This window comes from Mucilaginibacter sp. SJ, from assembly GCF_028993635.1.
Lineage (GTDB): Bacteria > Bacteroidota > Bacteroidia > Sphingobacteriales > Sphingobacteriaceae > Mucilaginibacter.
This window is the reverse complement of the sequence record NZ_CP118631.1, coordinates 4,565,473-4,577,476: the sequence shown is the minus strand read 5'-3', so window position 1 is coordinate 4,577,476 and position 12,004 is coordinate 4,565,473. Positions and strand designations below refer to the sequence as shown.

General features: G+C 43.9%; 11 protein-coding genes. 10 read left to right on the top strand and 1 reads right to left on the bottom strand.

Annotated elements, in window-relative coordinates:
- Window positions 1-30 precede the first annotated feature (30 nt).
- From ilvN to ilvA, 10 genes are all read left to right on the top strand, one after another.
- Entirely contained in the window at window positions 31-633 is a 603-nt protein-coding gene (gene ilvN, locus MusilaSJ_RS18900) for an acetolactate synthase small subunit (RefSeq protein ID WP_091213124.1), read from the top strand.
- 239 nt (window positions 634-872) lie between these two features.
- Window positions 873-1,931 (top strand): ketol-acid reductoisomerase, encoded by a 1,059-nt coding sequence (gene ilvC / locus MusilaSJ_RS18895; protein ID WP_274986414.1) that lies wholly within the window; start codon window positions 873-875, stop codon window positions 1,929-1,931.
- A gap of 195 nt (window positions 1,932-2,126) precedes the next feature.
- On the top strand, window positions 2,127-3,554 hold the full coding sequence (gene leuC, locus MusilaSJ_RS18890) for a 3-isopropylmalate dehydratase large subunit (RefSeq protein WP_274986413.1): 1,428 nt from the start codon (window positions 2,127-2,129) through the stop codon (window positions 3,552-3,554).
- Window positions 3,555-3,595: 41 nt separating this feature from the next.
- Complete coding sequence (locus MusilaSJ_RS18885) at window positions 3,596-3,982, top strand: GxxExxY protein (RefSeq protein ID WP_274986412.1); 387 nt, start codon at window positions 3,596-3,598, stop codon at window positions 3,980-3,982.
- An 87-nt stretch (window positions 3,983-4,069) separates the two neighbouring features.
- Window positions 4,070-4,657, top strand: coding sequence for a 3-isopropylmalate dehydratase small subunit (gene leuD / locus MusilaSJ_RS18880; RefSeq protein WP_274986411.1), 588 nt, complete (start codon window positions 4,070-4,072; stop codon window positions 4,655-4,657).
- A 38-nt stretch (window positions 4,658-4,695) separates the two neighbouring features.
- On the top strand, window positions 4,696-5,535 hold the full coding sequence (locus MusilaSJ_RS18875) for a methyltransferase domain-containing protein (RefSeq protein ID WP_274986410.1): 840 nt from the start codon (window positions 4,696-4,698) through the stop codon (window positions 5,533-5,535).
- A 58-nt stretch (window positions 5,536-5,593) separates the two neighbouring features.
- Window positions 5,594-6,664 carry a 3-isopropylmalate dehydrogenase gene (gene leuB / locus MusilaSJ_RS18870; protein ID WP_274990470.1) on the top strand — a complete coding sequence of 357 codons (1,071 nt, stop codon included), beginning with the start codon at window positions 5,594-5,596 and terminating at the stop codon, window positions 6,662-6,664.
- Between the two features lie 126 nt (window positions 6,665-6,790).
- Entirely contained in the window at window positions 6,791-7,546 is a 756-nt protein-coding gene (locus tag MusilaSJ_RS18865) for a class I SAM-dependent methyltransferase (protein ID WP_274986409.1), read from the top strand.
- 200 nt (window positions 7,547-7,746) lie between these two features.
- The gene (locus MusilaSJ_RS18860) at window positions 7,747-8,913 is read left to right on the top strand and encodes a 2-isopropylmalate synthase (protein WP_274986408.1); all 1,167 of its coding nucleotides are present in this window, start codon (window positions 7,747-7,749) and stop codon (window positions 8,911-8,913) included.
- Window positions 8,914-8,915: 2 nt separating this feature from the next.
- Complete coding sequence (ilvA, locus tag MusilaSJ_RS18855) at window positions 8,916-10,166, top strand: threonine ammonia-lyase IlvA (RefSeq protein WP_274986407.1); 1,251 nt, start codon at window positions 8,916-8,918, stop codon at window positions 10,164-10,166.
- Window positions 10,167-10,268: 102 nt separating this feature from the next.
- On the opposite strand, the gene ftcD is transcribed toward ilvA, so the two are convergent.
- Window positions 10,269-11,960 (bottom strand): glutamate formimidoyltransferase, encoded by a 1,692-nt coding sequence (ftcD, locus tag MusilaSJ_RS18850; protein ID WP_274986406.1) that lies wholly within the window; start codon window positions 11,958-11,960, stop codon window positions 10,269-10,271.
- Window positions 11,961-12,004 lie beyond the last annotated feature (44 nt).

Here is a 12,004-nt window from a genome sequence, read left to right as displayed (position 1 = left end):
CCTTTGGAGTGGACTTAAAAAATTTGAATCATGAGCGAAGCAGAAAAAAAACAGGAATTTAACATCACCATATATACCGAAAACCAAATTGGCTTATTAAGCAGGATTGCTATTATATTTACACGCCGTAAAATCAATATCGATAGCCTGAACACTTCTCCATCGGAGATTGACAGTATTCACCGCTTCAATATCGTAATTAACGAATATGAAGAGGTAGTGCGTAAACTTACCCGCCAGATTGAAAAACAGGTTGAGGTATTAAAGGCATACTATCATACTAACGAAGATGTGATTTGGCAGGAATTAGCGTTATATAAGGTATCAACCGATGTAATTGCAGAGAAGGTTAGCGTTGAGCGTTTATTGCGCGAAAACGGTGCCCGCGCGGTAGTGATCCGTAAGGACTATACCGTGTTTGAAACCACCGGTCACCGTGAAGAAACAGATAACCTGATCAACATACTACAACCTTACGGCCTGATTGAGTTTGTACGAAGCGCCCGCGTTGCTATCATTAAAGATAGCGAAGGCTTTAACAGCAAACTGCGCGAATTTGAAAGGCTTGAACCAGGTGAAGAGGTAATTGAAAATGAATACCTTAACCAGGGCGAGAAGGTGTTTACGATGTAATCCAGCCGAAGGCGGAGAGGTTAGTGATTGGAGAATAGAGATTAGTTGAGTTGGTTCATAGTTGATAGATCATGGTTCATAGCCGTAAGTCTTAATCAACGTCATCAAAACCCGTCAACGGTCAAAATCGGTGTAATCACCCAACAATCAGTGTAATCACAAAAGAAAATAAATTACTCAATACAAATAAAATCGGTGAGATCACCACTAATCGGTGAAATCACAAAAATCAAAAAACAATGGCAAAACTAAATTTCGGCGGCACTGAAGAAAACGTAGTAACCCGCGAAGAGTTCCCTTTATCAAAAGCTCAGGAAGTATTAAAAGATGAAGTAGTAGCGGTAATTGGCTACGGTGTACAAGGTCCGGGCCAGGCCCTGAACCAAAAAGACAATGGTATCAACGTAATTGTTGGTCAGCGTAAAGGCACTAAAACTTGGGATAAAGCTATCAGCGATGGCTTTGTACCGGGCGAAACACTTTTTGAAATTGAAGAAGCCCTGGAAAGGGGAACTGTAATTTGCTACTTATTGAGCGATGCAGCCCAAATCGCAGTATGGCCAACTGTTAAAAAACACTTAACTCCAGGCAAAGCATTGTATTTTTCTCACGGCTTTGGTATCACTTTCAACGAGCAAACAGGTATCGTACCTCCTGCTGATGTTGACGTGTTCCTGGTTGCTCCCAAAGGTTCAGGTACTTCATTACGCCGTATGTTCCTGCAAGGCCGTGGCTTAAACTCAAGCTACGCTATCTTCCAGGATGCTACCGGTAAAGCTTTTGATCGTGTTATCGCTTTAGGTATCGCTGTAGGTAGCGGTTACTTATTCGAAACTAACTTCAAAAAAGAAGTATACAGCGATTTAACCGGCGAGCGTGGTACTTTGATGGGTTGCGTTCAAGGTATCTTTGCTGCTCAGTACGATGTATTGCGTAGCAAAGGTCACTCTCCATCTGAAGCATTCAACGAAACTGTTGAAGAGCTTACCCAATCATTAATGCCACTTGTTGCAGAAAACGGCATGGACTGGATGTATGCTAACTGCTCAACTACTGCTCAACGCGGCGCGCTTGACTGGTGGAAAAAATTCCGTGACGCTACTAAACCGGTATTTGAAGAGCTTTACGAAAGCGTTGCTTCTGGTAAAGAATCACAACGTTCTATCGATTCAAACAGCCAGCCAGATTACCGCGAAAAACTGGATGCCGAATTGAAAGAATTACGCGAAAGCGAATTATGGCAAGCAGGCAAAACCGTACGCAGCTTACGCCCTGAAAACCAGGTTGTAGAAGCGTAGTATTAGTGGCAGTAGCAGTTTTTAGTGGCAGTAAAGCCGCTGTGATTGTTACTGTCTACTTCAACAATATTAGTGGTAGTAGCAGTTTAAAGTAGCAGTAAAAACACTGCAAGTGCCGCTGCTACTGCCACTTAAAACTAAGGGCAAACAGCAAACCATACTGCAACTGCTACTGCCACTTAAAACTAAATAAAAATGGGACAAACATTATTTGATAAGATCTGGGATGCGCACGTCGTCAGCAGCAGCGAGGGGTTCCCGGATATTTTGTATATTGATACACATTTCATTCACGAGGTAACCAGTCCGCAGGCATTTGATGGCTTGCGTCAGAGGGGCTTGCCTGTTTTCAGGCCAAAACAAACTGTGGCCACTGCCGATCACAACGTTCCAACCATTGATCAGCACTTACCCATTAAAGAAGAACTTTCACGCTACCAGGTAGATATGCTCACCAAAAACTGTAAAGAGTTTGGAGTTGAGCTATATGGCTTAGGCCACCCGTACCAGGGTATCGTTCACGTTATAGGCCCCGAGCTGGGCATCACCCGTCCGGGTGGTACTTATGTTTGCGGTGACAGCCATACTTCAACCCACGGCGCTTTTGGTGCTATTGCCTTTGGCATAGGTACATCTCAGGTTGAGCAGGTGTTGGCTACCCAATGTTTACTTCAGTCGCGCCCAAAACGCATGAAAATTGAAGTAAACGGCAAATTGCAAAAAGGCGTTGGTGCAAAAGATATTATTCTTTACATCATTGCGCAGATCTCGGCTGCCGGCGGTACCGGTTATGCTGTTGAGTATGCAGGCGATACCATTCGCTCATTGAGCATGGAAGGCCGTATGACCATCTGTAACATGAGTATTGAAATGGGCGCCCGTTGCGGACTTATTGCTCCCGACGAAACCACTATCAATTACGTAAAAGACCGCGAATTTGCCCCTAAAGGCGAAGAGTGGGACAAAGCAGTTGCTTACTGGAAAACTTTATACTCTGATGCTGACGCATCTTTTGATGAGGTATTATCCTTTAAAGCTGAAGATATTGAGCCGATGATCACTTACGGAACAAATCCGGGTATGGGCATCGGTGTTACACAACATGTTCCTGAAACTGCTTCATTTGAAGCCAAAGAACAGGGGTCATATAAAAAAGCCCTTGATTACATGGGCCTGCACGATGACGAAACGCTATTGGGTAAACCAATTGATTACGTGTTCATCGGCAGCTGCACCAACTCGCGCATTGAAGACCTGCGTCAGGTTGCAGAGTTTGTAAAAGGTAAACACAAAGCCGATAATGTTACCGTATGGGTAGTTCCCGGCTCAAAACAAGTACAACAGCAAGCCATAGCCGAAGGCCTCGATAAAATATTTAACGAAGCCGGTTTCCCTTTAAGAGAACCTGGTTGCAGTGCATGCCTTGGCATGAATGAGGACAAGATACCTGCGGGTAAATATTGCGTATCAACCTCAAACCGCAACTTTGAAGGAAGACAAGGGCCAAACAGCCGTACTTTCCTTGCCAGTCCGTTAACAGCGGCTGCGAGTGCAATTACGGGTGTGGTTACGGATATCAGGTCGATGCTGTCTGAATCAGAATTTGCAGAATTGGAGAATTAACAGAATTTAAAAAAGCATAGCTGTAAACTCTGATTAACCAGATGGAAAAAGATACGCTCACGTACAAAATTATTGGTTGTGCGATGCGCGTTCATAATACATTGGGCAACGGATTTCAGGAAGTAATTTATCAACGTTGTTTAGCTATCGAATTTGAAAAAGCAGGAATAAGCTTTGCAAGAGAGTTAGAACATACGATATTTTATGAAGGGATTGAAGTTGGAACAAGAAGAGCCGATTTTGTAGTTGAGGGAAAGCTATCGGTTGAATTAAAAGCGATCATTAATTTGGAAGATGTGCACTTAGCACAAGCAAAAAACTATACCGTTGCTTATGATTTCCCGATAGGTTTGCTGATAAACTTTGGTAGCCAAAGTCTCCAATATAAATTGATCTTCAATCCAAAATATAACATTAAACTAAATTGAATAACATAGAAACTGAGTTTAAGATTAGCATTTTGCAAATAACACAAGCATTCTGTAAATTCTAAAATTCTGTAAATTCTGATTCAGATGACTAAAATATTTAAACACATTCAAACCACAGTAGTGCCTTTGCCTATCGAAAACATCGATACGGATCAGATCATCCCTGCAAGGTTTTTGAAGGCTACCACCCGCGATGGTTTTGGCAATAACTTATTTCGCGATTGGCGGTATGAGGGCAATGATACCCCCAAAGCTGATTTTGTGCTTAACGATCCAAACTTTAGTGGTAAAGTGTTGGTTGCAGGCAAAAACTTTGGCTGCGGCAGTAGTCGCGAGCACGCTGCATGGGCTATATCTGATTATGGCTTCGACGCAGTTGTGAGCAGCTTTTTTGCCGATATCTTTAAAGGAAACGCACTTAACAACGGCCTACTGCCGGTACAGGTGAGCGATGATTTTCTGAAAAAGATCTTCGACGCAGTTTATGCCGATCATAAAGCCGAGGTTGAGATTGACCTGGAAAGCCAGACCATCACCATCTCATCAACAGGCGAAAAAGAAAGCTTCGAGATCAACCCTTACAAAAAAGCCTGTTTAATTAATAGCTACGATGATATCGACTACATCTTGAGCCAAAAAGGCAAAATTGAGGAGTTTGAGGAAGCAAAATAGTTGATGGTTGATAGTCCATAGGCCATGGATAAAACACTATGGACTATGGACCATCGACTATGGACCAAACTAATGAACTAATGAACCAACAAAAACATATCCAGAGAGAAGGTAAAGGTACTGCCAAGTTATTCGACGAACGGAGTTTAGCGAATGATTATTCAACCCTTGCCCCATTGCTCAGGCCCGGCCTGAAGGTGCTGGATGTGGGTTGTGGCACAGGCGCTATCTCTAAAGATATTGCTGCATTGGTTGGCGAAACTGGTCATGTTACAGGCATTGATAATACCGAATATTTTGTCCAGAGCGGTAAGGAAACTTATGCTTCGGTTCAAAATATGGGGCTCATTTATACCGATCTGTTCAGCTTTGAGCCGGAGGAAAAGTATGATCTTATTGTTTCGGCACGTGTGCTGCAATGGTTAAACAACCCGGTTGAGGCTTTAATAAAAATGTATTCGTTGTTAAAACCCGGTGGTACAGTATCCATTTTGGATTATAACCACGAGGCTTTGCAATGGCAGCCGCAGCCACCGGCAAGTATGCAGCGCTTTTATGCTACTTTTTTAAGGTGGCGGGGCGATGCAGGTATGAACAATCATATTGCCGAAGATCTGCCTGAATATTTGCAGGAAGCAGGTTTTACCAACATTGAAGTATTTAACGCAGATGAGGTTTACCACAAAGGCGAATATAACTTTGAAGGCAAAGCAGGCATCTGGGCAAAGGTAGCTCAATCAAAGCAAATGGTTGAGGAAGGCTACATTGATGATGAATCGCGCTTGCAGGCCATTGACGAGTATACCGAATGGGTAGAAAACGAGGCCGAGCAAATGGTGATGAAACTAAAAGAAGTTCGCGGCGTAAAACCCGAATAAATAAAACATCTATAAAAACAAAAAACCGCTGCCACAGGCAGAGATTAGGGTTATGGGAATTAAAAAACACATATTAGTAATACCCGGCGACGGGATAGGCCCTGAGGTTACTACCTGGGGTAAAGCAGTTTTAGAAAAAATCGGTCAGGATTTTGGCCACGAATTTACTTTCGATGAAGCCCTGATGGGCCACGCGGGTATCGAGGCAACCGGTAATCCGCTGCCCGATGAAACACTGGCTAAAGCTAAAGCAAGCGACGCTATCCTGTTTGGCGCTATAGGTCACATCAAATATGACAATGATCCGTCGGCTAAAGTGCGTCCGGAGCAAGGATTATTAAAGATCCGTAAAGAGCTTGGTTTATATGCCAACCTGCGCCCTATTATGCTGTTTGATGAGCTTTTGGATGCATCAAGCCTTAAGCCTGAGATCCTGAAAGGTACCGATATCCTTTTCTTCCGCGAACTGACCGGCGACGTTTACTTCGGCGAGAAAAAACGCAGCGAAGACCGCAATACCGCTTCCGACCTGATGATCTATTCACGTTACGAAGTTGAGCGTATTGCTATCAAAGCTTACGAGGCAGCCCGTGTACGCGGTAAAAGATTATGCTCTGTTGATAAGGCAAACGTGTTGGAAGCTTCACGCTTATGGCGCGAGGTAGTGCAGGAAATTGCCAAACAATACCCTGACGTTGAAACCGAACACATGTTTATTGACAATGCGGCCATGCAGCTGGTTAAAAACCCTAAGAAGTTTGATGTGGTATTAACTGCCAACCTGTTCGGCGATATCCTTACCGACGAAGCATCACAAATTGCAGGTTCAATGGGTATGCTGGCTTCAGCTTCGGTAGGTGATGGCACAGGATTTTTTGAGCCTATCCACGGTTCGGCACATGATATTGCAGGTCAGGATAAAGCAAATCCGATGGCCTCTATCCTATCTGTAGCCCTGATGCTTGAAATAAGCTTCGGCCTTAAAGAAGAAGCTAAAAAGATAACAGACGCTATTGATAAAGCGCTGAAAGATGGTTACCGCACCGGTGATATTGCTGATGCCAATACCGACAAAGCCAAAATTTTAGGCACTACGGCAATGGGCCAAAAAGTGCTGGAATATTTATAGACAGAGATTAGAGACCGGAGGTTAGAGATTAGGCAATGTATTGGTAGAATCACCATTCACCCCTATAATCTCGGCATAAACAAAAATCGGTGTAATCAAAAAACATCGGTGTAATCATATAAAACAATGAAATGGAACGCTGATTTGTACGACCAAAAGCATGCCTTTGTATTTAAATATGGAGAGGATGTGCTTGAGTTGCTGGATGTGAAACCCGGTGAGCGCATCCTTGACCTGGGTTGTGGTACAGGCCATTTAACTAAACAAATTCAGGATAAAGGCGCTATTGTAAAAGGTACCGATTACTCGCCCGAAATGATAGCCCAAGCTAAACAGCTTTATCCTGATGTAGACTTCGCGGTAGAGAACGCTGCTGATTTTCACACTACAGAAAAGTATGATGCTGTGTTTTCAAATGCAGCACTACATTGGGTACTTGATGCCAATGGTGCTATTCACAGCATAGCCAACAGCCTTAAACAGGGCGGCAGGTTTGTTGCTGAAATGGGTGGTAAAGGTAATGTTGAGCGTTTGATTGAGGCTACCAAACTGGTGCTGCATAACCATGGTTACAATGAAAAAGCTGATACCAAAGTATGGTATTTCCCTTCAGTTGGGGAATATGCTACCAAATTGGAAGAACATGGTTTTAGGGTTGCTTACGTTATTCACTATGACCGCAAAACCCCGCTTCAGGATGGCGACCAAGGTGTAGCCAAATGGATAACCATGTTTGGTGCTCAGTTTTTAGAAGGCATTCCCGAGGATGAGAAAGAACAAATCCTGGCCGAGATCACTAAAAAGCTTGAACCTTTTTATAACGAAAACGGCCAATGGTATGCCGATTATAAAAGGTTAAGATTTATTGCCATTAAAAAGTAGGACTTAGATATGAGACTTTTTGCTTAACTTAAATTTTAGTTTCCTCTAACAGATTGTAAATCTCAAGTGAAATAAAAATATAAATAAAAGATGGATAAGATAAGGGTCTCAAATCTCATATCTAACATCTCAAATCTAATTAAAACACTGATGAAGGGTATGAATCTCATATCTGACATCTCAAATCCAAATAAAACGATATGTTACACGATCCCAACCGCGTTTATGTTTTTGATACCACGCTCCGCGATGGCGAGCAGGTACCGGGTTGCCAGTTAACAACCCCCGAAAAGATTGAGATAGCTAAGGAACTGGAACTACTGGGCGTGGATATTATTGAAGCAGGTTTCCCGGTTTCAAGTCCGGGCGACTTCCAAAGCGTTGTTGAAATTTCAAAAGCCGTTAAAGAACCTACCGTTTGCGCACTTACCCGTGCCAACAAAGGCGATATTGACGCTGCTGTAGCATCTCTGCAATATGCCAAACGCCCGCGTATCCATACGGGTATCGGTTCGTCTGATATGCACATCAAGCATAAATTCAACAGCACCCGCGAAGAAATTCTGGAGCGTGCCGTTGAAGCTGTTAAATACGCCAAAAAATCTGTCGAGGATATTGAGTTTTATGCTGAAGATGCAGGCAGGGCTGATGTAGTTTACCTGGCGCAAATGGTTGAGGCTGTTATTGCTGCAGGCGCTACCGTAGTGAACATCCCGGATACTAACGGTTATTGCCTGCCCGATCAGTATGGTAGCAAAATCAAATTCCTGAAAGAAAACGTTAAAAATATTGATAAGGCTATCATCTCGGTGCATTGCCATAATGATCTTGGCCTGGCTACTGCCAACTCAATAGCCGGTTTACAAAATGGTGCCCGCCAAATTGAAGGTACCATTAACGGTATCGGCGAGCGTGCAGGTAATACCTCTATCGAAGAAGTGGTGATGATCCTCAAAACACACCATACTTTAGGCTTGCATACTCAAATCGACTCTAAAAAGTTCTATGAATTGAGCCAGATGATCCGTACGCAAATGCGGATGCCGGTACAGCCTAATAAAGCTATTGTAGGTGCAAATGCCTTTGCACACAGTTCTGGTATTCACCAGGACGGCTTCCTGAAGATGCGTGAAAACTATGAGATCATTCGTCCTGAAGATGTAGGCTTTCCGAGCGCCACAATAGTGCTAACCGCGCGTAGCGGCAGGCATGCTCTGAAATTCCATCTGGAGCGTTTAGGATATACGCTGGATAAGGAAGAACTTGCTTTTGTTTACAATAACTTTTTAACGCTTGCCGATAGCAAGCTTGACATCAATGACCAGGATTTGCAAGGCCTAATGGCCCACCGACTGGTAAAAAACTAACAATGGAAACTGATACAAAAAGCCAGCTTGATTTTGAAGCGGCATACCAGCGGATAAAGGACGTTGTGAAACGTACTCCGCTGGAATATAACGCCGGACTTTCGGCCAAATACGAGTGTGAGGTTTATTTAAAACGCGAAGACCTGCAGGTTGTTCGCTCCTATAAGTTGCGCGGTGCATACAACATGATCAGTCAGTTAAATGACGATGAGTTGAGCCGCGGCGTGGTTTGCGCCAGCGCTGGTAACCATGCCCAGGGCGTAGCCTTTTCGTGCAATAAAAAGAATATCAAAGGTGTAATTTTTATGCCCGAAATTACCCCCAAACAAAAGGTTAAACAAACCGCCATGTTTGGCAACGGTAATATAGAAATAGTGCTCACCGGCGATACGTTTGACGATTGCCTGGCCGAAGCACTGATCTATACAGAAAAAAACAAAATGACCTTCATTCCTCCTTTTGATGACTATCGCGTTATTGAAGGCCAGGGAACCGTAGGCGTTGAAATACTGCAGGACCTGCCCGGCATTGAAGTAGCTATCATGCCCATCGGTGGTGGCGGCTTTGCATCAGGCACAGGTACGTATCTCAAAAACAACAAACCTGATATCCACCTGATAGGAGTTGAGCCTGAAGGAGCCCCATCAATGCTGGGTGCTATCAATCACGGCAAACCCATCACTTTAGATGAGATAGACCGTTTTGTTGACGGTGCCGCAGTTAAACGCGTTGGTGCATTAACGTACAACATTTGTAAAGAGATCCTGAATGATATGTTATTGGTGCCCGAAGGCAAAATCTGCACCACCATACTCAAACTTTACAATGAGGATGCTATAGTGGTTGAACCTGCCGGCGCGTTATCTGTAGCTGCGCTTGATGCCTGTAAAGAGCAGATCAAGGGCAAAAAGGTAGTTTGTATCATCAGCGGTGGTAATAATGATATTGCCCGCATGCAGGAGATCAAAGAAAAATCACTGCTGTACGAAGGCCTGAAACATTACTTCATTGTAAGGTTCCCGCAACGTCCGGGAGCATTGAAACTGTTTGTGAACAGTGTATTAGGCCCCGGTGATGATATTACCCGTTTCGAATTCATTAAAAAGAATGAGAAAGAAAACGGCCCGGCACTGGTAGGTATCGAGCTAAAAAATGCTGAAGATTATCCGGCCTTGTTACAACGGATGCACGCGCACCGTTTTAATGTTATCGAACTGAATAAAGACCAGACCTTGTTTGAGTATTTGGTGTGATACACTAAATCTCAAACCTACCATTAAGTTCTCTATAAGACTTACGAGGTTTTAAAAACTTCGTAAGTCTGTCTTAAAATGACGTTTTGGAAGCAGCTTCGACTACTCCAACCCTATTTTCTCATTCACCAATTCAATAATCTCCGCTTCAAGCGCAATCGCTTTCCGTTCAATTTCATTGCCACGGTAAATAACGTCAACTACATAGCTCTTATCTTTATAACCCGAAGCGTTGATCTTTACATTCATGAATGCGCCTAATACCGCTGTACGGGCACAAAGGGCGGCCACACCGGCATCGGTTATGGAATTGGGGTTACCGTTCAATGTCATTGCTTTAATTACCTCCATGCTGTCCAAAGCGGCCTCCATTACTTTAAAGGGAATTTCAATAGCATAGCGGGTGGCATCCTGAATGGCTTTATCACGGGCTGCCTTTTCCTCATCATTTGACTTTGGCAATGCGAACGCCTGCATGATCTGGTTAAAGGCTGTTGTGTCCTGATCAACCAATGCTAACAGTTCATTTTTAAATTGCTGACCTTTTTGCGCCCAGTCGCTAAATTCCTGCCAACGGCTGTCCCAACCCTTTTTATGTGAACTAAGATTAGCCACCATGGTAGCCAGCGAAGCTCCTAAAGCACCAACAGCTGCTGATATCGAACCACCACCCGGTGCCGGGCTCTCGCTGGCAGTTTCATCGGCCAGGTCGGTAAGGCTCATATTAATGAGCTTGCTGTCGGCTTTATCTTTCAGTAAATATTCAATAATCCGTTCCTCAGGCTTAAACGGCGAAAGTTCATCCAGTCCCATTGATTTGATAGCAATCCTGATCAATTCTTTTTCGCTTACTCCTATAGAGCGTTGCTGCTTCTCTAAAAAATATCTGCCTGCATCAAGCATCGCCTTCAAGGGGATCAAGCCCACGAGCTCGCTACCGGTTACCCTGATACCGCGTGTAGCAGCTTTGTCACACACTTCATCAAACGCCTTGTGTACCGGAGTAATGTTAATATTGGTCAAATTCATCGAAATTTGCGCAACACCATATTCCTCAATATACCAGCCGATAGCTTTTACCGCCTTTAATGAACCCGGAATGGTCTTAGCTTTACCATGTTCGTCGTATACTATTTTACCGTTAATCGGATCTCCCTCGCGCAGGGTACGGCCAGCCTCACGCACATCAAAAGCAATAGAATTTGCCCTGCGGACAGAGGTAGTATTCAGGTTAACGTTATAAGCCACCAGAAAATCTCTTGCCCCAATTACCGTTGCCCCGCGTTTAACGTCATTCTCCGCCGGACCGAAATCGGGTGCCCATTCCGGTTGTTTTATCTTCTTGAAAAAACCTTCATACTCGCCTGCACGGATCACCGATAGGTTACTCCGGCTTTTGTTGGGCTGTGCAGCCTCGTATAAATAAACCGGGATCTGTAACTCCTCTCCAACGCGTTTGGCAAGCTGCGTTGCATATTCAGCAGTTTCCTCCATGGTGATATTACTGATCGGGATCAGCGGACAAACATCTGTTGCGCCCATCCTTGGGTGTTCGCCTTTTTGCCTGCTCATATCAATTAACTCGCCGGCTTTTTTTATGGCGCGATAAGCGGCTTCAATCACTTTCTCCGGTTCGCCTACAAAAGTTACCACAGTCCGGTTAGTAGCCTTTCCCGGATCAACATTAAGCAACCTTACTCCTTCAACAGACTCAACCGCATCTGTTATTTGTTTAATGATATCGAGGTTAACACCTTCGCTAAAATTGGGTACGCATTCTATTAATTTGGTCATTGGTCATTAGTTCAATGGTTCATTGGTAGCTAAGCAAATTGCAA

Coding starts and splice junctions, on each gene's coding strand:
- ilvN (WP_091213124.1), top strand. CDS start 31: ATGAGCGAAGCAGAAAAAAAACAGGAATTTAACATCACCATATATACC.
- ilvC (WP_274986414.1), top strand. CDS start 873: ATGGCAAAACTAAATTTCGGCGGCACTGAAGAAAACGTAGTAACCCGC.
- leuC (WP_274986413.1), top strand. CDS start 2,127: ATGGGACAAACATTATTTGATAAGATCTGGGATGCGCACGTCGTCAGC.
- MusilaSJ_RS18885 (WP_274986412.1), top strand. CDS start 3,596: ATGGAAAAAGATACGCTCACGTACAAAATTATTGGTTGTGCGATGCGC.
- leuD (WP_274986411.1), top strand. CDS start 4,070: ATGACTAAAATATTTAAACACATTCAAACCACAGTAGTGCCTTTGCCT.
- MusilaSJ_RS18875 (WP_274986410.1), top strand. CDS start 4,696: ATGGACTATGGACCATCGACTATGGACCAAACTAATGAACTAATGAAC.
- MusilaSJ_RS18865 (WP_274986409.1), top strand. CDS start 6,791: ATGAAATGGAACGCTGATTTGTACGACCAAAAGCATGCCTTTGTATTT.
- MusilaSJ_RS18860 (WP_274986408.1), top strand. CDS start 7,747: ATGTTACACGATCCCAACCGCGTTTATGTTTTTGATACCACGCTCCGC.
- ilvA (WP_274986407.1), top strand. CDS start 8,916: ATGGAAACTGATACAAAAAGCCAGCTTGATTTTGAAGCGGCATACCAG.
- ftcD (WP_274986406.1), bottom strand. CDS start 11,960: ATGACCAAATTAATAGAATGCGTACCCAATTTTAGCGAAGGTGTTAAC.